Origin of the sequence: Bartonella pachyuromydis (assembly GCF_039543065.1) — a bacterium.
Classification (GTDB): Bacteria; Pseudomonadota; Alphaproteobacteria; order Rhizobiales; family Rhizobiaceae; genus Bartonella; species Bartonella pachyuromydis.
Genome location: NZ_BAABJA010000009.1, coordinates 22076 through 46546 on the forward strand (window position 1 = coordinate 22076; position 24471 = coordinate 46546).

Here is a 24471-nt window from a genome sequence, read left to right on the forward strand (position 1 = left end):
ATGGCTTTCGAAGCTTTATATTTCTTGCTCTACTAGTGTTTAACTTATTGTTATGAAGATACTATTTGGTTTTAATAAAGGGGGGGAGAAGGGGATAATTTGTAAAGCTATGATTAATATATTGAGGGGTTATAGTTTTTTATTTACTGTTACAGCTATTGTTTCTTCTTTTGTACCAGTTGTACGCGTTGGTGCGAATTCTAATAATTTGGGAGATAGCTGTAATGTGGATGCAAGCTTTTATATATGCAGTGATGGTAGAAAACACATAATCAAAAATAAAACTTATAATTTAAGCGGCTTTCAAGAGGATATTTCTGTTCCTGCTTTCTTTACAGTTATATCTGTAGAGAACGCTGGGACTGTTGTTAATGCTTCTAAGGTAGATGTTACGGTTGATCATCCAAATTTGATTGGTGGATATGGAGTATATGTGGGAGATGGTGGAAAGCTTGTTCTAACCAATTCAAGTTTTAAGAATATATTCAATTTTAATGTTAAGAATGCAGTTGTTCGTATGGAAGGGGGAGCGATTACTGGAGTATCTGATGCTATTTATGTATTGGGAGAAAAAGCGGATATTGCTTTCGTGACTGTAAATGTTCAACCTGCATCAGATAATTCGAATATAAAAGGGAGGGGTTTTGTTAGTGGTTTTGGCGCATTTGTTAGAATGTCGGACAGTACCGTTACTTTTAATGAGATTGGTGGATTTTTAGCTGATCATCGGGGGCGGTATCTTATTGATACCACAAATATTCAGGGAAAAGGGAAGGAATATACGGTTGTAGTTAATGATGAAGAAGTTAATAAATTGCCAGTAGCTTTTGATATTTCTCAAGGTAGTCATGTTTATTTGAGGGATGATACTATTCAACTTACTGATATGCATGGTTTCTTGATTACGAATTTTTCAGGTTATGCTTATGAGAATGGTGAATTAATTCAAGAATTTTATTCATCAAATACGTTTAAGAATACAATTCTCCAGATTAAACAGTCAAATATTTCTGTGCAAGGGGAGGGGACATATGGTTTTTATTTTGTAGGGTTAGATCCAAATGTATGGGCTGATATGTTGGATCTAAGTGATGAAGAGCTTTCAAAAACAGAACAAATAATCAGTGGAGTGGCATCTGTTTCTTTATCAGGGACGACTGTTCGGGTGCCGGATGGTATCGCTATTTATAGTACTGGACATGAAACTGATGCTTATGGAGCTGAAGCGACAATTGAATTATCAAGCCGAACAAACATCTCTGGTGATTTGTTAGTAAAAGCTGAAAATAACTCTTCTTTATTGGTTAAAGTGGACAATTCTATACTTACAGGGGGTATTCGTGTTGAGGATATCTCTACTGTTAAATTAGAATTAACGCGTGATTCGACATGGAATTTAACAAAAAGTAAACATATGGAACCGCGAGGGGATGATTATACAGATTCATATATTTCGTCTGTAAATCTTTCTAATAGTACAATTGTTTTTGATCACTATTCATCTCCTAGTTATCAAACGCTGCGCATTGGTTCCAAAAGTGATATAAGCCAGACAACCTCGGAGGATTTAGTATATAGTGCAACGGGAAATGTTCAGATTAAACTCAGTGCATTTGTGAATGATGATGGTTCGTTGGATCCTCAAAAAACGGATCGCATTTTGATCTATGGGAGTGTTTCTGGAACTACACTGCTTCAGTTGGAAGGCTTTTCTAAAGTTTCAGAAAAATCAGCAAGTGGTCAAGGAAATTTAAGTAGTAAAGAAAGTATTTCACTTGTTCAAGTTTTTGGGACGGCACAGGAGGATTCATTTAAATTTGTTAGTGATTATATTGTAATGAATGGTTTGCCTTATCAGTATCATCTTCGTGTTTATGGTCCTTCTTCTCATGGAAAAGCAGATACCCAAAATAGGTTAGTTTCTGGGAGTGGAAACTTTTGGGATTTTCGTCTCGAAAGTGTTTATGTTGATCCTAAATCAGATTCTTCTGAATCTGTTTCTCTACCCCTTCCTACCATAGATCCTACGTCTTTAGCAGAATCTGTTCCTACAGAGTCTTTGCTAGAGCCTGCTTCGTCTTTATTGTCTTCTCTCTCTGAATCTGATACGTTAGTATCTACTTCGTTTGTGTCATCTAAGTCTGTTGATCTTTCCCCCAAAGAGTCTGTGCCAGCTCCTTCTATTGAGCAAACTGGAGAATCTATTTATGAGAATTCTACAGTGGAAACTATGCATGTTTTACCAATATCTTCCTCTGTTCCAGAGGAATCTCCTTTTATGGAATCTGCATCTGCTTTGCCTGAAGCGTCTGGAACACAACTTCCTTCTGTTGCGCCTACATCAACACCTAAGATTGCAGAAACTCCATTAGAACCTACTTTGCCTTTATTATCTTCTCTGTCCGAATTATCTGAGTCTGTAGATCCTTTATCTACAGATACTAATTCTACTCTCTTTCAACTTAACACAGAAACATCTTCTCCGTCTGAGACATCCGATCAAGTAAATTCTCTATCTGAGAATTCTACGTCTTCATCTAGGCCTGTTACATCGGAATTATCCGTATCCTCTTTATCTGAGACATCTGTATCATCTACTTCTACTGATCCCACTGATTCTTCTTCTGTGCGACTTGTTTCTACAAAAATTTCGATTACAAGCTCTAATTCTACTCTCTCTAGATCTGATTCATCACGATCTTCTCCGTCTCAGTCATCTGAACCAATAAATTCTCTATCTGTGAATTCTACGTCTGCTTCTGTTTTACCTACATCCTCTTCTGTAGATACTACGCCTATGCTGCCTGAGACTGTTGAATCTCTTCCTGAAAGTTCTACATCTGTGGGCTCATCTATTTCAGTTGAATCACCAACGGAGGCATCTGATCAAGTAAATTCTCTGCCTACGAATTTTACGTCTTCATCTGAGCTTATTGCATCGGAATTATCCAGATCCTCTTTGCCTAGGGAATCTGTATCATCTACTTCTGATGTTCCAGCTAAATTTCCTTCTAGGCGGCTTATTCCTACAAAAATTTCGATTACAAGCTCTAATTCTACTCTCTCTAGATCTGATTCATCACGATCTTCTCCGTCTCAGTCATCTGAACCAATAAATTCTCTATCTGTGAATTCTACGTCTGCTTCTGTTTTACCTACATCCTCTTCTGTAGATACTACGCCTATACTGCCTAAGACTGTTGAATCTCTTCCTGAAAGTTCAACATCTGCGGCTTCGTCTGTTTCGGTTGGAATTCTTTCAATGGAAGATTCGTCTGCACTTATAGAATCTTCTTCTGCGTTGTCTGTTTCAGTTGAAACTTCTTCTACAGCTTCTATATCCACGCCGTCTGCATCATCTATTCCAGTAAATCCTTCGCCTGCGAATTCTACATCTACTTCTGTTTCGCCTACATCCTTTTCTGTAAATTCTACGTCTGTGCTGTCTAAGGATATTGAGTCTCCTCTTGAAAGTTCTACATTTGCATCGTCTGTTTCAGTTGAAACTTCTTCTACGGCTTCTATATCTATGCCGTCTGCATCATCTATTCCAGTAAATCCTTCACCTGCGAATTCTACATCTACTTCTGTTTCGCCTACATCCTTTTCTGTAAATTCTACGTCTGTGCTGTCTAAGGATATTGAGTCTCCTCTTGAAAGTTCTACATTTGCATCGTCTGTTTCAGTTGAAACTTCTTCTACAGCTTCTATATCCACGCCGTCTGCATCTACAGAATCTTCTTCTGCGCGATCTGATTCTATAAGTTCTTCATCGACAGATTCTCATTCTACTCTCACTGAATCTGACGCATCAACGGCTTTTTCATCTGAGTTATCTGATCCAGTAAATTCTTCTTCTGCGAATTCTGCGTCTATATCTATTTCATCTACATCCTCTTCCGTAGATTCTACATCTGTTCCATCTAAATCTGTTGAGACTCTTCCTGAAAATTCTTTGTCTGTATCCTCTGATTCAATAGAGCCTTCATCTAGGGATTCTACGTTTATATCATCTGCATCTTCTCCCTCTATTTCCGTAGACTCTATATCTGCTTTTCCTATTCCTGTTAAGCCTGATGTTTCATTCACTCCAAGAATTAGGGCGGTTGTTCCGCAATTGCCAACTTATCTCTTGTTGCCAAATGCCTTATTTTATACTGGCTTAATAGATTTTACTTCTCAAAATAAAAAATTGGAGGAAATGAGAAATACTTCTGATAGTTCTTTGAAGGGTGATGAAAAATCCGCATTTTTTGTTCGCGGTTATGGTGGAAGTCACCATTATGCTCCAAATTTGTCTGCTTTTGAATATGGCTATGGAGGAGATTTTGATTATAACGCTATAGAGGCAGGTGCTTTTTTGAAGGGAATTGAAAGTTTATATAGTCGCACATCCTTTGGCCTTATGGGAACTTATGGAAGCCTTTCTCTGTATCCTCAAGCTGTTCAACACGGTAAAAAGAGTCTATTTAATAAATGGTCCATTGCTGGTTATGGAAATCTGCAGCATGATACAGGGGTGTATATGGATGGGGTATTCTCTTATGGTCTATTTCGCGGAGATGTGTTCACTCTTGCACGGGGCAAGGCTGCAACATTAAAAGGTAAACAGTTTAGTGCTTCTTTGACTAGTGGTAAAGCGTTTACAATGGGACATAAGATGGTTGTTTTTGATCCACAGGTTCAGCTTGTTTATCAACATCTTCAATTTGATCGTGTACGTGATGTTGATCATATTGATGTTGATCTGGGAAAATTTTCTCAATGGACGGGGCGGATTGGTGCGCGTTTAAGCAAAACTCTTACCACATCTAAGATAGGGCGTGTTGCTTCCTTTTATAGTATGCTTTATTTTTCACATAGTTTTGGAGATAGACAGTTTGTTTCTTTTAAAAAAGATTTCCAATTAAGTGATTTTGGTTTTCCTTTAGAGGTAGGGCTTGGCTTTAATGCTCGGCTTTCTCCGAAATTTGTACTTCATGGAGATATAATCTATCAGCATCGACTTACCAAAGCAGGGTTTTCAGGAGCAAGTTTTTCTGCTGGTTTGCGTCATCTTTTTTGAGAAAGTGTGGCGTACATTTTTCTGTAAAATCTACAGTCTATGAACTGTTATAGATAGCATCTATATCTTTGTTTTATTTTCTTCTTTTTTTAGTTTTGGCTCAGGTGTTTTTTATTTTGAGTAAGAAAGAAGGTAAAATAAAGGGAGAGGATATTTCAAATGTGCTTTATTGTATTTTTACAGTTATGATTTTTTCTTTTTTGCAATATGGGCATCTATGCAAAATTTGCAAAAGGGAGATTGAATTTATTCTCTTTTCTACAGAAACGTAAAAGATATTAAGATGATATATGTCGCAATCATTGGTATTACAAATGATCGTGTGAGAAAAGAGAATTTATAAGCAGAGACTTTGAAAAAGTAAATGTTAACATTGTGATTGGAAGAACGTGTGATATTTTCAAAAGTTTTTTTGCGTATTTTTAGGGTAATATATTTCAAATATGATGGATTTTTTAATTTTTCTCAGACGGTTTAGACAAAATAGCTTGAAGTTTCCTCTCTTTTGATATTGGGAGTAGGTTTGTTGGTATTTTTAGGTGATGATGGCAGGTCATTCTTTCATAGAAGTTTTCAAGATATTTTGCGTGGAAATTTGCGGTATGGAACAGGGTTTTATCTGAGGAGACTTTTCTCTTATGATTTGTTTAAGGGCGATGTTTTTCACTTTATAGAAAAAGATAAATCAGCAATCTTCAAAGGTAAAACGCTCAGATATTTTTAAAATATTCTTCCATTGGGTGTGTGTGGTTTTTCTTTAGAGAGAGTAGAATTTTGTGCTCAATTATATCTAAAGGGGTGAGAGGTGTTTCATTTGTAATCATTGTTATTGATTTTCTTAAACAGTGATGTTGATAATGCCACACTCACCACTTTCACTGCCAAAGGATAGGTTATGTCCCGTCTGATCCCAGTTTAGTGCTGAGATGGCACTTTCCCCACAATCTTTGAGCAGTGCTTCTTTTCCATCGCGAAAATGAGCACATAAAATCATTCCATCATTAAAGCCAATTGCGACAATTCCTTCGCTTGGATGGCATGAGACGGTAGTGACAAGTGCGTTTGCTCTTGTTCCGAGTTCTAATGGTCTTTTACCCATAGGACCGTCTTTTGTATGAAAGGGCCAAACAATTGCTGCTGATGCTCCTGATGTTGCGAGCCATTTTCCTTTTGCACTCCAAGACCAGCTTTTGACTTTGTTTGGGTAGCCACTCATGCGTAAATGTTGATTATCGGCAAGACGCCAGCCATGGAGGGCATTTTCTTGCATAGTAGAAATGACATAGCGATTGTCTGGTGAGAAGGTGACATCAAAATGCGCTCCTTTCCATACCAGTGTGGTAGGAGAGGTTTGCGTTGAGAGCCAATGAAGAGTAATACCATTGTAATGGGCAACGGCAAGTCGTAAACCCTTTGGGGCGAAAGCAAGACCTTCTACACTGCGTTCATGAATAAGTTCTTGTTTTCCTTTTCCGACATCTGCCCATGTTAAACGTGAGGTGGCAAAAGCAAAAGTTGACTGTGATCCAAAAGCTACTTTGTTTATCCATTTGCCTTTTTGTTCTCCCAATAGTTTTGTGTGACCATCTGCTGTTGTTTGACAAACTTTGCCATCCTCTCCACCCGTGATGATTGCTGTATTATCAGGGGAAAAATCACAGGAAATTATTCCTTGATGAATTTCAATAACTTGTGGCGTTGGGGTTAAAAAAACAATAAAACCTTCCACAGAAACGAAGGCTGGTTTATTGCCTATAAAACCACAGGAGAGGCAGTAGCCTTTAAGATCATACTTGCTTATACTTGGCATTGTTACTCACTTACGCGCAATTTTCAAAACCAGTTCTTAGTTTTTCAGCATCAAGAGTGCGGCCGATAAAAACAAGTCGACTTTCACGTTTTTCATCCTCATGCCATGGGCGTTGATGTTGTCCTTCAAGAATCATATGTATGCCTTGGATGACATAACGATCATCATCTCCTTGAAAGGCGATAATCCCTTTTAAACGCAAAATATCAGGACCTTGTTGTTGTGTAATCTGTTGTATCCATGGAAAAAATTTTTCTGGTTTAAGAGCTCCTGTTTTTAAACTTACAGAAGTGACCGTAACATCATGAATAGTAGATATGTGCTGGTGTTGATGATCATGATCACAATTTGGACCACAGATATGATCTGAATGGTAATGATCAAGAAAATGGGGTTCATTCTCGAGAGTGCGCTGAAGATCGAAAGAACCAAGATTGAGAAGCTTATCAAGAGAGATATTGGCACGTTCTGTTGTGTAAAGTACTGCTCGCGGATTAATTGTCAGAATAAGGGATTCAACGTGGGAACGCTCTCCTTCATTGACAAGATCAATTTTATTTAAAAGAATGATATCAGCAAAGGCAATTTGGTCTTCAGCTTCACGGCTTTCTTTAAGTTGAGAAGGAAAATGTTTTGCATCAACGACTGCGATGACACTATCAAGAGCTGTTTTTTCATGGACAGTATCATCCATGAAAAAGGTTTGTGCTACGGGAATAGGATCAGCAAGTCCTGTTGTTTCTATAATGATAGCATCAAATCGATGAGAACGTTGCATTAAGCTTTCCAGAACGCGAATAAGATCACCGCGTACAGTACAGCAAACACAGCCATTATTCATTTCATAAATTTCTTCATCCGATTCAACGATAAGATCATTATCGATGCCAATTTCACCAAATTCATTAACGATGACTGCGTAACGTTTGCCATGATTTTCGCTGAGAATGCGATTGAGTAGAGTGGTTTTTCCTGAGCCAAGATAGCCAGTGAGAACTGTAACGGGAAGTTTCTTTGGCGTATTTTGTATCTTTTCCATAAAGGGCCTTTTATCCTTATGCGTTTATGTTAAATCGATTGATATCATCAAGTAAATCACGCAGCCCACAAAGAACATGAGAAAAAATTGCTTCACCTGCTTTTGAGGTTGCTTGGCTTGCATTACCTGCTGCTCCTTGGGGATTGAGATCACGCATCATCCATCCAAAGGCATGAGGACCATAAGCCCGTAAATACCGATAATTGGCAATCATATCAGCTTGCTTGTTATGAAAATTTTGTGCTTTTTCCATATGCACTTTTTGGGGTGCTAAATAAAGCATTAAGGAGGTTTCGATAAATCCTCCATGGATATCAAGATGCTGTTGAGACGGTTCCATTAAACCTTGTGGTAGACCAAAACGACTCCAGCTTGTTGCAACCGCAAGCATTGAAAAACGTCTTCGTAATTCGGTTGTAACAATGCTTATTAAAGGTGAATTACCCCCATGAGCATTGAGAAGAAGAAAACGTTTAATACCTTTACGATAGCAACTCTCACCGATACTGATCCAGCGCTCAATAGCTTCAGAAAAGGTGAGAGTTTTTGTGCCTGTAATATCCATATGTTCTATAGAATAACCAATTTTTTCAACTGGTAAAAGTGCAATAGAAAATTGCTCTTTTGTTTGTCGTATGAGTGCTTTTGCAAAGGCTTCAGCAATGATCCAATCGGTTTCAAAGGGGAGATGACTTCCATGATATTCATGGGCGCCCAAGGGCAAAAGAACGAGAAAAGGCGTGTTGGATACCATAAACTTATTGCCTAAAAGAAAAGTCAATAGAGACAAAGTGATCAAAATGGTAGAGTCGTTCCTTATACCGTAATCTATCTATGAGAGAAACGCAAATAGAAGCCATTTTTATTTCAAATATGTGTGTAATGCAGGTGAGAGATTTATGAGAAATAATGAAGATCTCATTGAGAAGAAACACCGCAATTTTTGTTATAATATGAGGTTCACCTATTTAAAGAAGATATATCTTTTATAGAGTTTCCTGATGTCTGCTGTTGTTTTTGACAATTAAGTATTGAGGAAAAGCAAATACTCCACATCATATTATTCAATAATTTTTTCATCTATATACTAAAAACTCAAAGTTCGCTAAGGTAGCGAATATTCTTCTTTTGTCATGGGGGGAAAATAACCAAATCATTTCTATTGTTGCAGAGATTTAAGAGTGTTACAGATTTTGATTTGAATAGAGATTTCTTGCGCTCTTCATTCAAGGCGATTGTGTGATTATTACAAAAGGATAGAAAGAAGTGTTTCCTAATTTTTCTTTTACTAGTTTTAATGAGTATATTCGCGGATTCTCGTCTTTTATGGGAAGCACATTTGAATATTTTTTATGCCTTTAAATTGGAATAAAGCAAAAAATATTTCTATGTTTGAAATTCTAAGGCAATAAAAATGATAAATGATACATTATCAATTCATGCGTTGTTTTGACAATGTGTTTACAATTTTCATTCAGAATATTCGCTATGAAAAGAATAAAGCAAAATCTATCGGGTGTGATTATGTTATTTATGCAAGGTACAAGCGAATTCTATCATTCACTTTGTTAGCTAGATTCCAATGCCATGATTGTCCTTGTATTAAAATGAATTGAGAAAAGATATTTTTCTTCCATAAAAATTTTATCTATATGCCTAGTTTATTTGTAAGGTTAAATGAATGTTTTTAAATTTATTCATCCTAAGAGGGGTAAGAAGAAGTGTATTGTACCGTATTGAGACTTTTATCCAAGTGATAGGATAATAAAATTATCTTTGTGAATTAACATATTGTTTTATAAAGATAATAATAGATTTTTGATGTATTAGTGAGAAGAAAGTGGGGAATGGAGCAAAAGGTTTTGTTTGGTGCGAAGGCGTGCAATCCATTGATCTTCACGAATAGCAGTGTTATGCACCGTAATGAGTTCATTTTTTTTAATTTCAGCAGTTACTGTTGCTTTTTCTAAAAGACCACAAGGAATGGCTTGCTGTGCACGGGCTTCTGTATAGTTCATGATCCAAGCGCGATAACTATAAAGACCAATAAAATCTAACTGATCGCCAGGATATAAATCTTTTTTCGCAACAGCACAGACTTCTGCGACAGGGTGGTTAAGTGGTGCCATGTCCTTTTTGCCATAAAGCATAACCCGTGCACAGGTAAGGGGGACTTCCATTGCCGTTAAATGATAGGGGCGATGAAAGGTAAAGTAAGGTCCTTGACCAATTTTTAAATCTTCCATACGTTCGCGCAGACGCGGGTGTGCTATTTCTGCAATGACAAAAACACCTGGAGAAACACCTGGACCTGTTGAATAATCCACAACACCGTAGTGTTTTAAAAGGCCACCATCTTGTTGTGGAATAAGCACTTTATTTAAATCTTGCAATGCTGTTTGTGGTCCATGCATGCCTGGGCAATCAGGTAGAAGCCCAGTGGCGTTGGCAATTGCTGCCATTTCAACCATTGTTTTTGAACCATCAATAAATTCAACAAGCATACGAACATTCATGTTACGTCGTAATGCTTCTTCTTCGTAAGCATCCGGTGTAGCCTCAAAGAGGAGGGGATTATTTTTTCCTTTCCCAGCTGCAACAATCTTATGCCCAAGGGCTGAAACAAATTCGATGAGTTCCATACAAGAAGTTGGTTCATCACCAGCACCAAGTGTATAAACGAGACCTCGTTTTTCTGCTTCATGTTTCAGATAAGTACCAATTGTAACATCTGCTTCAACATTCATCATGACAAGATGTTTATTATTCTCAAGTGCTTTGATACCAATTTCAGCTCCAGCTTCAGGATAGCCTGTTGCATCAACGATAATATCAATTTGTTCATGGCGTAGCACAAGGTTGATATCGTCTGTTGCGGCAATTAAACCTTTTTCAATGGTTTTTGTTAGAGCATGAGTATTTTCAACCTCACGGACATATCCATCTTCACCATAGGCTAATGTGGCGGCATCAAAAACACGTGAAGGTGTTCTTGTGGCAACGGCTGCCACTGTTATACCATCCATATGTGCAACGCTTGAGAGCAAATCTGTTCCCATTTCACCGCAGCCAATCAGCCCAATACGGATGGGGGGGTGGTTTTCTGCACGTTGCCTCAAATCATGTGCTAAACCTGTTAGGCTTACATTGCTTGCCATTATTTTTTCCTATTTGCACATTACCTTGCTATAAAGAGTATTTTCTTAAATTTATAAGGCGCATTTACCTTTAAGATAGTTTATCTTTTCTCCTTGATGCTCTAATCAATGGGTTTTATAAAAGCAAGAGGGATGGGGTATTTTTAGCACATAAAACAGGAATAGCGTTATGCAGCAAAAAATAGCAGTACAAGATGTAGCCAATTTTATTGGCAAAGAGGTGGGATTATCGCAATGGCGTCTTGTTACACAAGATATGATTAATCAATTTGCATGCGCAACAGATGATTATCAATGGATACATGTAGATGAGGAAAGAGCTAAAAAAACGCCTTTTGGTGGCACTATCGCTCATGGTTTTTTAACCTTGTCACTTTTATCTACATTCGCTTATGAGACACTTCCAGAGTTGGAAGGGGCAACAATGGGGATTAATTACGGTTTTGATAAAGTACGTTTTATGAGCCCTGTGAAAACAGGTGTACGGGTGCGTGCTCGTTTTGTTTTAAATGATGCTGAAGTGCGTCCTTCTGGTCGAGTTGTTTTTCATTATGATGTCACTGTGGAAATTGAACAGTTTAAAAAACCAGCTCTTACAGCTCAGTGGCTTATTGTTGCTATGGTTGGGCAAAATTATGCAAATTCCTAGCTTATTTTAGTGCTTTGTTTTATCCAGCTTTTGTACAATTTTATCAGAAGTCCATTGGGTAATGACGTTGAGAATGATCAAAAGAATGATGACACTTGTCATGATGGAGGTGTTATAACGCTGGTAGCCATAGCGAATGGCCATGTCGCCTAAACCGCCTCCACCAAGATAACCAGCAAGTGAAGTGGCTCCTATAAGGGAAATCATCATGACTGTAAAACCAGTGATAAGGCTCGGGAGCGCTTCAGGGATGAGAACATGCTTGATAATTTGTAGACGACTTGCCCCCATAGAACGGACAGCCTCAATAAGGCCGTTTTCAACGGTTTTAAAAGAGAGTTCGGCCATTCGTGCATAAAAAGGAATAGCTGAAATGGTGAGGACAAAGATTACTGAAGGCATTCCTACTCCTCTTCCTACCACCATACGTGTAATCGGGAGAAGATAAAATGCAAGAATAATAAAGGGAATGGCGCGAATACTATCAATGATGATGCTCAAAGGGCGATTGATAAGCCATGAGGCAAAAATACCTCCGCGTGCAGTTGTATAAAGAAGAAGACCAAGTGGAAGTCCTATCATAAGTGCCATCAAAGAAGCACTTATCGTCATCAATATTGTATCAAAAACGGCATTGGGAAGTTCATGAGAGAGAACATTAAACATAGCCTAAAACCTCGCAATATCGCCCTTTTTGAGTTAACCACTGAACAGCTTTTTCTAAAGCTTCTTTATCTTTTGCAGGAAAACCTAAAAATAATCGCCCGATAGTTTCACCTTGGACTGTATCAATACCACCATGTAAAATACGTGCTCTAAAACCAGTTTCATCTTCGAGAAGATTGAGAAAAGGTTGTTGGGCAATCTCTCCGGCAATATTGATTTCAATGACAGCTTCATTGCCTTTTGATTTAAGATTTTTGGCAAATTTTTCAGGAAGTTGAGGGGTAACAAGCTTGAGCATGGCGATGGTTGTATCATCTTGTGGTGAGGTGAAAATATCTTTTACACGTCCTTCTTCTACGATGCGCCCTTGGTTGAGAACAACAACACGGTGTGCAATGGTGCGTACAACTTCCATTTCGTGGGTGATAAGCACAATGGTGAGATTAAGGCGGTTATTAATATCGGCAAGAAGTTCTAAAATAGATTGCGTTGTTTCAGGATCAAGAGCAGAGGTTGCTTCATCTGAGAGCAATATTTTAGGATTAGCAGTTAGAGAGCGGGCAATACCAACACGTTGTTTCTGCCCCCCTGATAGCTCTGCTGGATAACAATATTCTTTACCAGATAATCCTACCAATTCAATGAGTTCAAGGGCACGTTTGTGGCGTTGTTTTTTATTTATACCACTTAATTTTAGTGGTAGTGCAATGTTATCGAGAATATTTTGTGATGATAACAGATTGAAATGTTGAAAAATCATGCCAATACGTTGACGATAAGGTGCCCATTCTGGCTCTGAAAGATTTGAAACATCCACACCTTCAAAAAAAACAGACCCTGAATCAATTTTTTCTAATCCATTTAAACAGCGAATAAGTGTGGATTTTCCTGCTCCACTGCGTCCAATAATGCCAAGAATTTCACCCGCATGGATATTGAGGGAGAGATTATTCACTGCTGGAATACCAGCCGTTTTGTTAAAACAACGGCTGATATTTTTTAAGGAGATAAGAGCGGGTTTTTCCATTCAAAATTACCAAGATGTTTGGCACAATTACCAAGATGTTTTAGCTGCTGGCCCAAAAATTTCTTTGATTTTTGCACGAACAGGTTCACTATTATAAGCAGTGACTAATTTTTTGACCCAATGTTCATCTTTTTCGCTACTACGTACAACAATGATATTATTATAGGCATTATTTTCTGCCTTTTCCCATGCGATTGCATCTTGTTGTAAATCTAATCCAGAAACCAAAGCCCAGTTTGTGTTTATAACGGCAATATCAAAGTCATCAACTGCTCGCCCTAACATACCGGCATCTAATTCACGTATTTGCAAGTTTTTAGGGTTTTCAATAATATCAAGTGGCGAGGTAAGGATATCATGAGGATCTTTGAGTTTAATAAGACCTAATGAATTGAGAAGGAGTAAGGCTCTTCCACCATTTGTTGGATCATTAGGTATGCCAACATGTGCTCCATCAGAAAGCTCTTTTAAGTCTTTGATCTTGTATGAATAGACACCAATTGGGGCAAGAAACGTATATCCTACGGTTGAAAGTTTATAACCACGCTGTTCCATTTGATTATTTAGATAGGGTGTGTGTTGAAAAGCATTTGCATCAATTTCTCCAGCATTTACAGCATCATTGGGTAGCGTGTAATCAGAAAAATAAACAAGTGTAATCTCTAAACCAGCTTTTTTAGCTTGTTGTGCTGCGACTTGCCAAATAGTTGCTTCATGCCCTTCCATAACACCGAGTTTTATTTTTGATTTATCTGCTGCCATGGAAAAGGAAATGGACAAAAAAACTGCAAAAAGAGAAAGGAGGAGTTCGATAGTTGCACTGCGGAATAATTTCTTTACGGTCATGTGCTTTTGCCTTTCCTTTGCTTTTTCAAGAGATTTCTTGAGAGAATATCAATATACTCTGCCTTTATTTAAAGAGATTTGAGACTATAAAAGCTTCATAAAATATTCAATCACTTTTATGCAAAAAAGACTATTATTTTTCTATACTCATCAGCATTCTTTGCCAAATAACATCCTGTATGGGCGGTATTGCTCTTCAATTTTAGCAATAATTTCTTTTCTTTTAATGCTTTTTTGGGGGAACCAAAGGTAATTTCAGAACTTCTTTAAGTGACGATTGCTTATAGAGCAAAGTGGTCAGATGACGTTTTGCTGGTAAATCCATGTGGAAAATAGTGCGCAATCAAGACAATAGACCGTGTGTATAGATTAGTTAAGGGATGAACTTTTCTTAAAATATGGTGAATTTCTTTGAACAGACATTGATCACCATTTGATTTAAACACGGCAAATTTTTGCTAAGGTAAATATTTTGCCCTTTGTATTTTGGAGAGGAAAAAACATCATGTTTAAAAGAATTTTTTTATCAACAACTCTGATTTTATCAGCTTTTGGTGTTGTCGCGCTTGGAGTGACGACTGCTCATGCAGCGCATGAAACTGTTGCTCGTGTAGCATTAGGTCAGGCGGTTTTACGATCAGGTCCAGCGACAGCTTATAAAGTTATTGCAACTATTCCAACGGGAGAAAAAGTGCGAATTAATGGCTGTCTCTCCAATAAAAGTTGGTGTTCGCTTGGTTATAATGGAAAGGTTGGGTGGGTGTTTGCACGTTATTTAAATGTCAATAATGTTCCTACAATCTCTTTTACAGATATGCCTGTGAAGTCAAATTCTACCATAAAAACACAAAAGCAAAAGGTAAAGCAGATTGTTTCTGGTTTAAAAAATCTTGCTGTTCCTGAAAAAACACAGAAAAAGGCGTCAAAATTCTACAAAACTAAAATGATTATTGATTCTACAGGTGTTAAAAAAAGGGATGAACGAACGATTTTAAATCCATCAGCAAAGGCACAGGGTGTTTCTGTAAAGCACGTGAACGCTTACAATCCCTTTTTTCCTGAAGATGTTAATTTCAAAAACTTTGAACGCAGTGAAACGCGCTATCGTGTTGTGACTTATCCTGCTCCATAAGAGAAAAAGAAATCCAACACGTGTCTTATAATTATGCTGTGAAACACCGTTGTTTGAGGCCTCGTGATATAAGGCATATAGACTTTATACATTCAAGTATTTAAAAGTATATTGTGCGTATTCAAGGAATGTTTTGCAGCCTTATGCAAGTAAATTATAGAAATGGTTATCAGGTGGAGTTTGCGAGATAAAAAGCTGTTTTTTATAAACTAGTATGAGGAGAAATCTTTACCATTTGAAGGTGTGGGGAGGAAGACAGTGGGTAAGGGTTGTTGGCAGGGTTAAGAAAACAGGGCAGCATAAAGCAAAAGAATGTTTTTTGCTGCCCTTTTTGTTTAATTTGCTGATTTAGGCTTTATCAAGTTGCGGGATGCGAGTAATTCAGCTATTTGAACAGCATTTAATGCAGCTCCCTTTCTTAAATTGTCCGCAACAACCCAGAAAGCTAAACCGTTTTCAACGGTGATATCTTCACGAATACGGCTAATAAAGGTATCATCTTCACCCGTGCTTTCATAGGGTGTTATATAGCCACCATCTTCGCGTTTATCAATCACTTGGCAGCCAGGCGCATCGCGTAGAAGGGCTTGTGCTTCATGAGCGCTTAGTGGTTTTTCAAATTCAACATGAACGGCCTCAGCATGACCAATAAAGACAGGAACGCGGACAGCTGTGGCTGTTAACTTGATTTTAGGATCAAGTATTTTCTTTGTCTCCGCTGTCATTTTCCATTCTTCTTTTGTATAACCATCTTCCATAAAAACATCGATATGGGGAATGACATTAAAAGCAATGCGTTTGGTGAATTTTTTTATTGTGATGGGATCGGCAACAAAAACAGCTCGTGATTGTTCAAAGAGTTCATCCATTCCTTCTTTACCTGCTCCAGAAACCGATTGATAAGTGGATACAACGACACGTTTAATGATTGCTGCATCATGGAGAGGCTTTAACGCTAAAACAAGTTGAATTGTTGAACAATTAGGATTGGCAATAATATTGCGCTTGGAAAATGCATCAATGGCTTGTGCATTGACTTCAGGCACAATTAAAGGAACATTTGCATCATAGCGCCAAGCGGATGAATTATCGATGACGACACAGCCTGCAGCAGCGATTTTAGGAGCATATTCTTTAGAAACACTTCCCCCCGCAGACATGAGACAAAGATCTGTGTCAGAAAAATCGTAACTATCAAGTGCTTTTACTTTTAAAGTTTTATCACCGTAAGAAACCTCTTGCCCTAAGGAACGTCGTGACGCTAAAGGAACGACTTCATGAGTAAGAAAACCACGCTCTTCTAAAATTGTGAGCATTTCACGACCAACATTTCCCGTTGCGCCAACAACTGCAACTTTAAAACCCATTTTCTATACTCCTGTTCCTCTCTTCATCTTCTCCCTTTGGGCTATACTCAGGAGAAGGCAAGTTGGTCAAGGAATATTTAAATGAATATTATTTTTAGAAGGTTTATTTTTGTTCGCAGCTTTAATTTGTGCATGCCCATTATAATCTATAGAGAGCAGATCAGTTTATTTAAATTTACCATTCTTCTAAAATTTTAAGTGTTACAAAAGGAAATACTGATATCAAACTGTATCAGTCTTTTTTTACAGTATTCTCATCTCGTGAATTCTTCATCTTTATATGAATTGTTGCTCTTGAGACGTTGAATGTTGTAACAATTACATCTTGTATTGCGTTGGTAAAGTTTTTTATATTTCATTTTATTTTAAGTGTTTCTTGGATAGCTAGGACCTTATGAGGATACATTTGTCGTGAAGAACAGAATGCTATTCTATTGCATATTGACGCTCTTGTTTGAAAGGGACAGCTCTTAAAGCACTTATGTGCATTGCATGAGGGTAATTATGAATGGTATAAAGATAAAGCCATTATGTTTCACCATCTGTATGCTTGTGAAGGAGCAAGTCGGTATCATTATCCCCTTTGCCAGTTCTTAATGGGGTGAAAGCTCTTACCTTTAAAAGTATTTATGAGAAGCAATTTTTATACAATTTTTAGTTGCACACCAGCCATGCCCATGATGTGCAAGAGAATAGTTTTTTTGATTTAATGGGGTATGGTTTAAAATGAGAGTATTTTACGATGGTCGGGGAGCATTCAATATATAAAATAATAAATGATAATAAATTAATTGATGATACTATGAAGGAAGACAAACGGTTTTTTATCGTTACTGTTTTTTACTTATAGCCCTTAAATAAGCTCTCCTGTTATAAAAGTTTTTATAAAAAAGCTTTAGTGAAATCATGAAAATAAGTTGCTGTTTCCATCATAAGAAATTAAGTGCAAGATTGCTTTTTGTTTTTTGCGGGTAAGCATTCTGAAATTTTTTAAAAGCAGAGATTCCGCTTTGCTTGATATTCTATCATCATGGAGATTTGTAGTCTTTTCTTTTGTTGCTATATTAGCATAAAAGAAAGAAACAGGTACATCCAGTATATCGGCAATTTCTTGCAAGCGTTCTGTGCTAACGCGATTTATGCCTTTTTCATATTTTTAAATTTGTTGAAAAGTAATACCTAAGCGACTGCCTCATTGTTGTTGCGAAAGCTCTATGATGTTTCTGCTGAGACGAATTTTTTTGCCTATGCAGATATGGTTAAAATGTGGATTTTTTGCGCTCACTTTATTCCCCCTATATGCGAGTGCCCTCGCATTGGTATTTCGGGGGCTGGAAGTGCTGACATCGCATCAGCCCCTTGCTTTTAGTGCTTGAGGCACTTGGACATAACAAGAGCCCCCAGAAATTCTGGGATATCCATTAAGCAGATTTATTCTGTGTTCGATGTTAGGGCTTCTGGGGCCCTATAGATGCGTATACGACCAATATCACAAGCTCATTCGTAATGATAATTCTCTCAAATCGCCAATTAGAATTGAAGGGAGATGCTTGTTTATTTTTTTACAAAATTTATATGCAATCTTTGCAATATGTTTCTCTGTTTTGATGATATTTCGATATAATAGATTATTCCAGAGCAAAACTGTGCGAAGATTTGTTATTGTTCAGATGTTGCTTTTTCATTGTCGTGCAGAGGACGCGCTTCAGAGGCAAGCATAATGGGAACGCCGTCGCGAATAGGATAGGCGAGCTTTGCTTTGAGTGAGATTAATTCTTGCGTTTTTTTGTTCAAAGAGAGCGTGCCTCTTGTAAGTGGACAGACAAGCAATTCAAGCATTTTGGGATCGGTGGTCATTTTTTTCATATTAGCAATACTCATCAGTTTAAATGATAATCTTCCCCTGTTTGTTTCATGAGGGAGCGTTCCGTTAAAGCAAGAAGAGTTTGAGCACGGCTGCCAATATCTGGAGCTTCTAATAGAGCTTGTTTTTCTGCTGGTGTAAAGGGGATAAGGGCTGAAAAAGCATTGACCAATAGAGGGGTGGGGGCTTGTATAATACTGCTCCAATTATATTCCATTTCATTTATTGTGAGATATTTTTCAACAATATTGAGTAAATTGTCTCGATTAATGTTTTCTGCAATAAGAGGCTCTTGTAAATCTTCTATGTTTGAGCGGATGAGAGCGGTTCGATAAGATTTTGTATTCACGAGTTCTTGTTCTAAGGTAAAGCGGCAAACACCTTGTAAGATAATGAAAAGTTGACCATTTCCTGTTTCATTGTAGTTCGTAATGCGCCCTATACAGCCTATTTTGTAAAGTTTTGAGGAAAAGCGATCTGTATCTGATGAAAGCGGTTGAATGATCCCGATTAAACGATTGGACAGCATAACATTTTCAACCATTTCCAGTGCTTCTGGTTCAAAAATGTTGAGCGATAAAAAACCACCCGGTAGTAAAAGTGCTCCTTCTAGCGGGAAAAGAGCAATTTGCTTTGGGAGATCATTTTCGCAATTGTAATAGATATTGCCAGCTTTCATGAGTATTTTGTAACCTTTATTTGATGAAGTTTGGTAGGTAAATAAACGCAATTTATGACACTATTGAGAGACAAAAATTTACAAAGCAGAAAAATAAACCTGTTGTATATTAAATTATTTGATAAAATACCTGAAGTCTTTACCTCTTTTAAAAGATATGAAAACCTTTTGTTTTAGATTGTACTGTGCAAGAGGGGTATTGCTTGGTGATTCGCTTGAGGGGGCAGCTCCCTGCTTTTTTCAAGCTGTATTTTTATGGCCTTTGATTTTCTCTCCTTGATGTTCTGAAATGTGGCCAGTTATGATATTTCAGAATGCTCAAAAGGCCAATCATTATAATGCTTTTGCAATAGACTATGCAAGTTTAAAATGAAAGTGCTCTCATCACTTTATTAATGACAGCGTGATAAAGATAGGCTATAGGTCTAAAAATGTCGGAAAGAGCGTTGTCGTTTCTTTCATTCTTTTGCGGGAGAGTGCAGATTGCAAGTTTTTGCATATGCCGCCGAAGGGGAAAACAGCCCATAATCTCTCAGGCCTTAAGGACCGTAAAAGAAGAAAGACATATCTGGAAAGTCGGAAAGGTCCGCGCCGAAGGTGTAAGCGAAAGATCTTTTCGCGAGTCTCTCAGGTTTATGACAGAGGGGTGCAGAGACAGCCATAGTGTATGGCGTTAGCGCGACTTTGGAGATATTATGGGTACATCACAAGAATTTGAAACATCTTCTTTAAAAAAACTTCCTTTATATGAATTGCATGAAAAAGCTGGAGCAAAATTTGGAGCTTTTGCAGGCTGGGAAATGCCTTTGACTTATCCTCTTGGTGTTTTGAAAGAGCACCTTCATACGCGTGCACATGCGGGGCTTTTTGATATTTCTCATATGAAATTGATCGCTGTAGAGGGACCACAAGCAGTAGAATTTTTATCCTATGCTTTTCCTCTTAATGCTGCATTGTTAAAGATTGGTCATTCACGGTATAATTACTTGCTAAATGAGCAGGCTGGCATTTTGGATGATCTGATCATTACGCGTTTGACGGAATGCCGTTTTATGTTGGTTGCTAATGCTGGGAACGCAGAAGGTGACTTTGCTGAATTGCAAAAGAGGGCTGTTGATTTTGACTGTCAGGTGATTGCTCTTGAAAGAGTCTTGCTTGCTCTCCAAGGTCCTCAAGCAGCGACTGTTATGGCGGATGCGGGAGTGCCTGGTAATGAGTTGTTGTTTATGCAAGGGTTTGAACCACAACAAGATTGGTTTATAACCCGTTCTGGTTATACAGGAGAAGATGGTTTTGAAATTGCTCTCCCTATAGCGTATGCGCCTGCATTGGCTGAAAAATTACTCCAAGATTCTCGTGTTGAGTGGATTGGACTTGCGGCGCGTGATAGTCTTCGGTTGGAGGCTGGGTTGTGTTTGCATGGCAATGATATTACGCCTGATACCACACCCATTGATGCAGCTCTGACATGGGCTGTGCCTAAAAGTGTTCGAGAAAAAGCACAGTTTTATGGAGCAAAGGCTTTTCTTGAAGCACTTGAGAGAGGTCCTTCTCGTTGTCGTGTTGGATTAAAACCGCAAACACGTCAACCTATTCGTGCGGGCGCGGTGCTGCTCGATGATGAGGGTAACCAGATTGGGGTGGTAACATCAGGTGGTTTTGGTCCTTCTTTTGATGGTCCTGTAGCGATGGGTTACGTTCCTGTTGGTTGGAAAGTTGAAGGAACAGAAGTCTTTACAGAGCTGCGTGGCAAAAAGATTGTACTGTCTGTTCATTCACTTCCTTTTGTTGAACAACGTTATTTTAAAGGATAAATTTCTATGTCTAAAACTTATTTTACAGAAGATCACGAATGGCTGTGTGTTGAAGGACAAGTAGTTAGAGTTGGCATTACACATTATGCGCAAGAACAGCTAGGGGATTTGGTTTTTGTTGATTTACCGCAGACTGGAACGCAACTTTCCAAAGGGGATGCTGCTGCTGTTGTGGAATCGGTGAAAGCAGCTTCGGATGTTTATGCTCCCCTTGATGGTGAAGTGGTCGAAATAAATGAGGCATTGGCAGATAATCCTGAATTGGTGAACCAGAAAGCCGAAAAAGAAGGTTGGTTATGGAAAATGACATTGCAGGATGAAACGCAACTTGAAGGGTTGATGGATGAGGTTGCTTATAAGGCGTTTATTGGATGAGTGCTATGTCAGGACGTCATTTTTTTTCTCGCCATATTGGGCTTCGTCCCGATGAAACACAAAAAATGCTTGATGTTTTAGAGCTTGATTGTGTTGAGACGCTTGTTTCTCAAGCTGTTCCGCACTCTATCCATTTGGGACGACCACTTAATCTCCCAAAGGCAGCAAGTGAGAGTCAAGCCTTGGAAGAACTCTCCAAAATAATGGGGCAGAACAAGGTACATAAAAGTTTTATTGGACAGGGGTATCATGGAACATCTGTGCCTCCCGTTATTTTGCGGAATCTTTTTGAAAATCCAGCTTGGTATACTGCTTATACACCCTATCAGGCGGAAATTAGCCAAGGACGTTTAGAGCTTTTGTTTTACTTTCAGACACTCATTAGTGAACTTACTGGTTTGCCTGTTGCCGCTGCTTCACTGCTTGATGAAGCAACTGCTTTAGCAGAAGCAAATGCAATAGCTGTGCGTTTTGCACGTGAGAAAAAAACAAAGATTTCTCTTCAGAGTCTTTTGCATCCTCAGACCTTGGGTGTTGCACAAACACGTGCTCAAACACAAGGTATTCAGATGAGCAAAAATAGCGAAATTTGTTCTGATACGGCTGCAATTGTTCTTTCTTGGCCTGATACAAAAGGCTTTTTTAATGATTACAGTGAAGTTATTAAAGAGGCAAAAGCAAAAGGAGCGCTGGTCATTGTTGTTGCTGACCCTTTGGCGCTGACCCTTATGGAGGCACCAGCAAAATGGGGTGCTGATATTGTTGTCGGCTCGATGCAACGTTATGGTGTTCCGATGGGATTTGGGGGACCACATGCTGGTTATCTTGCAGTTAGTGATACGCTCACACGCTTTCTTCCAGGGCGGATTGTTGGTCAATCCGTAGATACGAAAGGGCGTGTTTGTTTTCGTTTAGCATTGCAAACACGTGAACAACATATACGGCGAGATAAAGCAACGTCGAATATTTGTACAGCACAGGCTTTGTTAGCAAATATGGCAACGGCTTATGCTGTTTGGCATGGGCCACAGGGTTTACAGGAGATTGCGTGGCGCGTTCATCATTTAACATGCCGTTTTGTTGTCAGTTTAGAGGCAGTAGGTATTCCTTGTGAAGGAAAATATTTTTTTGATTGTGTCAGCGTTGTTGTTAAGGGAAAAGCACGGGAGATTGTACGCCAAGCAAAAGCAAGTGGGTATCTCCTTCGTGTTCTCGATGATGATAGTGTTGCCATCAATTTTGATGAATTGTCAACAGAAGAGGATGCTCATGCTTTAGCACAGTTTTTTGGAGCAGGGTTAGTTGATGAAGCCTCTCCAAGACTTATGGGAGAAGGGCGTGATACTGCTTTTCTTTCACAGCCCTTTTTTCATGCGGTTCATTCAGAGACCGATATGATGCGCTTTTTACGTCGTTTGTCAGATAAGGATTTGGCGCTGGATCGGGCCATGATTCCACTTGGTTCTTGTACTATGAAGCTTAATGCGGCTGCTGAATTGATGCCTGTGAGTTGGTCTACGGTCGCTAATATACATCCCTTCGCACCTCAAGAAGATGTTGTGGGTTATTTGGAAATGATTCATCAACTTAATGCGTGGTTGTGTGAAATTACAGGCTTTGCACAAGTTTCTTTTCAGCCAAATTCTGGTGCTCAAGGGGAATATGCAGGGCTTTTGGCAATTCGCCGCTATCACCAATCGCGGGGAGAACATCAACGTACGATTTGTCTTATTCCTGCTTCTGCCCATGGTACTAATCCTGCATCTGCTCATATGGCAGGCATGGAAGTTATTGTGGTAAAATGCTTGAGTGATGGTGATGTTGATATTGATGATCTCAAAATGAATGCACAATTGCATAAGGAGCGTTTGGCAGCTCTTATGATAACCTATCCTTCCACCCATGGTGTTTATGAGGAAAGTATTAAGGACATTTGCTCTGTTATCCATGAAAATGGCGGGCAAGTTTATTTTGATGGTGCTAATCTGAATGCACTTGTTGGGCTTGCGCGTCCAGCAGATATTGGTGCAGATGTTTGTCATATGAACCTTCATAAAACATTTGCTATTCCTCATGGTGGGGGTGGTCCTGGTGTGGGACCGATTGGAGTAGCAGAGCATCTTACGCCATTTTTGCCGGGGCATGAACAACAGGGGAGCGCCTGTGCTGTTTCAGCAGCGCCTTATGGAAGTGCATCTATTCTTGTTATTACTTGGATGTATATTCGAATGATGGGTGCTGATGGTTTGAAATATGCAACACAAACAGCAATTTTAAATGCCAATTATATTGCTGCGCGTCTTTCTCAGGCTTATCCCATTCTTTATCGAGGCAAAAATGGACGGGTTGCTCACGAATGTATTGTCGATACACGCGTGTTGAAAGAACAATATGGGGTCAGTGTTGATGATATTGCAAAACGTCTCATTGATTACGGATTTCATGCGCCAACAATGTCTTTTCCTGTTCTTGGAACTTTGATGATTGAGCCAACGGAATCAGAACCCAAAGCAGAAATTGATCGTTTTTGTGATGCTTTGCTTTCTATTGCGGAAGAAGCTAAGAAAGTCGGTAGTGGTATTTGGCCAAAAGACGATAATCCATTATTTCATGCACCACATACATTGATTGATACGGTAGATGATGCTTGGGCACGACCTTATTCACGACGAGAAGCTGCTTTTCCCAATAGCTCTCTTGATCCAGCAAATAAATATTGGCCGCCTGTTTCACGTATTGATAATGTTGCTGGAGATAGAATGCTGATTTGTTCTTGTCCACCATTGGGAAACAGCTATTAAATTTATTTGTTTATCCTGATAAAAGCCCACACAAAATGTGTGGGCTTTTATTGTCATATCTTCCGAATTTAATGATTTTGTTTTTCGTTACTCTCGTGATCATTTTGAAATAAATTGATAATTTCTATTATCCTCATATGCTTAAGTATTTTAATGAAAATATTGATGAACAAAATTGG

At 38.6% G+C, this 24471-nt stretch carries 16 protein-coding genes, 1 pseudogene and 1 riboswitch; of the genes and pseudogenes, 6 read left to right on the plus strand and 11 right to left on the minus strand.

The window, feature by feature from the left end; translation table 11 throughout:
* Window positions 1–109 precede the first annotated feature (109 nt).
* Window positions 110–5065: an autotransporter outer membrane beta-barrel domain-containing protein gene (locus ABD917_RS06450; protein ID WP_345119283.1), complete on the plus strand. Its 4956-nt coding sequence runs from the start codon at window positions 110–112 to the stop codon at window positions 5063–5065.
* An 838-nt stretch (window positions 5066–5903) separates the two neighbouring features.
* Here ABD917_RS06450 and ABD917_RS06455 read toward each other — a convergent pair.
* From ABD917_RS06455 to ABD917_RS06470, 4 genes are all read right to left on the minus strand, one after another.
* The gene (locus tag ABD917_RS06455; RefSeq protein ID WP_345119284.1) at window positions 5904–6875 is read right to left on the minus strand and encodes a WD40 repeat domain-containing protein; all 972 of its coding nucleotides are present in this window, start codon (window positions 6873–6875) and stop codon (window positions 5904–5906) included.
* A gap of 10 nt (window positions 6876–6885) precedes the next feature.
* Window positions 6886–7914 carry a CobW family GTP-binding protein gene (locus ABD917_RS06460; protein WP_345119285.1) on the minus strand — a complete coding sequence of 343 codons (1029 nt, stop codon included), beginning with the start codon at window positions 7912–7914 and terminating at the stop codon, window positions 6886–6888.
* Between the two features lie 16 nt (window positions 7915–7930).
* Window positions 7931–8668: a creatininase family protein gene (locus tag ABD917_RS06465; protein ID WP_345119286.1), complete on the minus strand. Its 738-nt coding sequence runs from the start codon at window positions 8666–8668 to the stop codon at window positions 7931–7933.
* A 1072-nt stretch (window positions 8669–9740) separates the two neighbouring features.
* A complete protein-coding gene (locus ABD917_RS06470) occupies window positions 9741–11072 on the minus strand; it encodes an NAD(P)H-dependent oxidoreductase (protein WP_345119287.1) in 1332 nt (443 codons plus the stop codon).
* Between the two features lie 169 nt (window positions 11073–11241).
* Here ABD917_RS06470 and ABD917_RS06475 point away from each other — a divergent pair, with 169 nt between their 5' ends.
* Entirely contained in the window at window positions 11242–11721 is a 480-nt protein-coding gene (locus ABD917_RS06475) for a MaoC family dehydratase (RefSeq protein ID WP_345119288.1), read from the plus strand.
* A gap of 6 nt (window positions 11722–11727) precedes the next feature.
* Here the strand turns inward: ABD917_RS06475 and ABD917_RS06480 are convergent, their stop codons facing one another.
* Genes ABD917_RS06480 through ABD917_RS06490 form a run of 3 tightly spaced genes read right to left on the minus strand, consistent with a single transcriptional unit; the run spans window position 11728 to window position 14260 of the window.
* On the minus strand, window positions 11728–12387 hold the full coding sequence (locus ABD917_RS06480) for a methionine ABC transporter permease (protein WP_345119289.1): 660 nt from the start codon (window positions 12385–12387) through the stop codon (window positions 11728–11730).
* The gene (locus ABD917_RS06485) at window positions 12380–13414 is read right to left on the minus strand and encodes a methionine ABC transporter ATP-binding protein (RefSeq protein ID WP_345119290.1); all 1035 of its coding nucleotides are present in this window, start codon (window positions 13412–13414) and stop codon (window positions 12380–12382) included. The genes ABD917_RS06480 and ABD917_RS06485 overlap by 8 nt, the downstream gene beginning before the upstream one ends.
* A gap of 27 nt (window positions 13415–13441) precedes the next feature.
* Window positions 13442–14260, minus strand: coding sequence for a MetQ/NlpA family ABC transporter substrate-binding protein (locus tag ABD917_RS06490; RefSeq protein ID WP_345119291.1), 819 nt, complete (start codon window positions 14258–14260; stop codon window positions 13442–13444).
* 505 nt (window positions 14261–14765) lie between these two features.
* Between ABD917_RS06490 and ABD917_RS06495 the strand changes: the two genes are divergently transcribed.
* Window positions 14766–15392, plus strand: a complete 627-nt coding sequence (locus ABD917_RS06495; RefSeq protein WP_345119292.1) for an SH3 domain-containing protein — start codon at window positions 14766–14768, stop codon at window positions 15390–15392.
* 335 nt (window positions 15393–15727) lie between these two features.
* Here the strand turns inward: ABD917_RS06495 and ABD917_RS06500 are convergent, their stop codons facing one another.
* From ABD917_RS06500 to ABD917_RS06515, 4 genes and pseudogenes are all read right to left on the minus strand, one after another.
* Entirely contained in the window at window positions 15728–16759 is a 1032-nt protein-coding gene (locus ABD917_RS06500) for an aspartate-semialdehyde dehydrogenase (protein WP_345119293.1), read from the minus strand.
* A 904-nt stretch (window positions 16760–17663) separates the two neighbouring features.
* Window positions 17664–18044: pseudogene (locus ABD917_RS06505) on the minus strand (helix-turn-helix domain-containing protein).
* Between the two features lie 374 nt (window positions 18045–18418).
* On the minus strand, window positions 18419–18625 hold the full coding sequence (locus ABD917_RS06510; protein ID WP_345119294.1) for a Trm112 family protein: 207 nt from the start codon (window positions 18623–18625) through the stop codon (window positions 18419–18421).
* A 14-nt stretch (window positions 18626–18639) separates the two neighbouring features.
* Window positions 18640–19302: an LON peptidase substrate-binding domain-containing protein gene (locus ABD917_RS06515; RefSeq protein ID WP_345119295.1), complete on the minus strand. Its 663-nt coding sequence runs from the start codon at window positions 19300–19302 to the stop codon at window positions 18640–18642.
* Window positions 19303–19761: 459 nt separating this feature from the next.
* Window positions 19762–19861, plus strand: a riboswitch (glycine riboswitch).
* Window positions 19862–19997: 136 nt separating this feature from the next.
* Here ABD917_RS06515 and gcvT point away from each other — a divergent pair.
* From gcvT to gcvP, 3 genes are read left to right on the plus strand one after another with little or no spacing between them, the layout of a single operon-like run.
* A complete protein-coding gene (gene gcvT, locus ABD917_RS06520) occupies window positions 19998–21116 on the plus strand; it encodes a glycine cleavage system aminomethyltransferase GcvT (RefSeq protein WP_345119296.1) in 1119 nt (372 codons plus the stop codon).
* Window positions 21117–21122: 6 nt separating this feature from the next.
* Window positions 21123–21491, plus strand: a complete 369-nt coding sequence (gene gcvH / locus ABD917_RS06525; RefSeq protein ID WP_345119297.1) for a glycine cleavage system protein GcvH — start codon at window positions 21123–21125, stop codon at window positions 21489–21491.
* A 5-nt stretch (window positions 21492–21496) separates the two neighbouring features.
* Window positions 21497–24292 (plus strand): aminomethyl-transferring glycine dehydrogenase, encoded by a 2796-nt coding sequence (gene gcvP, locus ABD917_RS06530; RefSeq protein WP_345119306.1) that lies wholly within the window; start codon window positions 21497–21499, stop codon window positions 24290–24292.
* Window positions 24293–24471 lie beyond the last annotated feature (179 nt).

What these genes read in the sequence shown, in the direction of transcription:
- ABD917_RS06450 (WP_345119283.1), top strand. Translation starts at nt 110, where the DNA reads ATGATTAATATATTGAGGGGTTATAGTTTTTTATTTACTGTTACAGCT.
- ABD917_RS06455 (WP_345119284.1), bottom strand. Translation starts at nt 6,875, where the DNA reads ATGCCAAGTATAAGCAAGTATGATCTTAAAGGCTACTGCCTCTCCTGT.
- ABD917_RS06460 (WP_345119285.1), bottom strand. Translation starts at nt 7,914, where the DNA reads ATGGAAAAGATACAAAATACGCCAAAGAAACTTCCCGTTACAGTTCTC.
- ABD917_RS06465 (WP_345119286.1), bottom strand. Translation starts at nt 8,668, where the DNA reads ATGGTATCCAACACGCCTTTTCTCGTTCTTTTGCCCTTGGGCGCCCAT.
- ABD917_RS06470 (WP_345119287.1), bottom strand. Translation starts at nt 11,072, where the DNA reads ATGGCAAGCAATGTAAGCCTAACAGGTTTAGCACATGATTTGAGGCAA.
- ABD917_RS06475 (WP_345119288.1), top strand. Translation starts at nt 11,242, where the DNA reads ATGCAGCAAAAAATAGCAGTACAAGATGTAGCCAATTTTATTGGCAAA.
- ABD917_RS06480 (WP_345119289.1), bottom strand. Translation starts at nt 12,387, where the DNA reads ATGTTTAATGTTCTCTCTCATGAACTTCCCAATGCCGTTTTTGATACA.
- ABD917_RS06485 (WP_345119290.1), bottom strand. Translation starts at nt 13,414, where the DNA reads ATGGAAAAACCCGCTCTTATCTCCTTAAAAAATATCAGCCGTTGTTTT.
- ABD917_RS06490 (WP_345119291.1), bottom strand. Translation starts at nt 14,260, where the DNA reads ATGACCGTAAAGAAATTATTCCGCAGTGCAACTATCGAACTCCTCCTT.
- ABD917_RS06495 (WP_345119292.1), top strand. Translation starts at nt 14,766, where the DNA reads ATGTTTAAAAGAATTTTTTTATCAACAACTCTGATTTTATCAGCTTTT.
- ABD917_RS06500 (WP_345119293.1), bottom strand. Translation starts at nt 16,759, where the DNA reads ATGGGTTTTAAAGTTGCAGTTGTTGGCGCAACGGGAAATGTTGGTCGT.
- ABD917_RS06510 (WP_345119294.1), bottom strand. Translation starts at nt 18,625, where the DNA reads ATGAAAAAAATGACCACCGATCCCAAAATGCTTGAATTGCTTGTCTGT.
- ABD917_RS06515 (WP_345119295.1), bottom strand. Translation starts at nt 19,302, where the DNA reads ATGAAAGCTGGCAATATCTATTACAATTGCGAAAATGATCTCCCAAAG.
- gcvT (WP_345119296.1), top strand. Translation starts at nt 19,998, where the DNA reads ATGGGTACATCACAAGAATTTGAAACATCTTCTTTAAAAAAACTTCCT.
- gcvH (WP_345119297.1), top strand. Translation starts at nt 21,123, where the DNA reads ATGTCTAAAACTTATTTTACAGAAGATCACGAATGGCTGTGTGTTGAA.
- gcvP (WP_345119306.1), top strand. Translation starts at nt 21,497, where the DNA reads ATGTCAGGACGTCATTTTTTTTCTCGCCATATTGGGCTTCGTCCCGAT.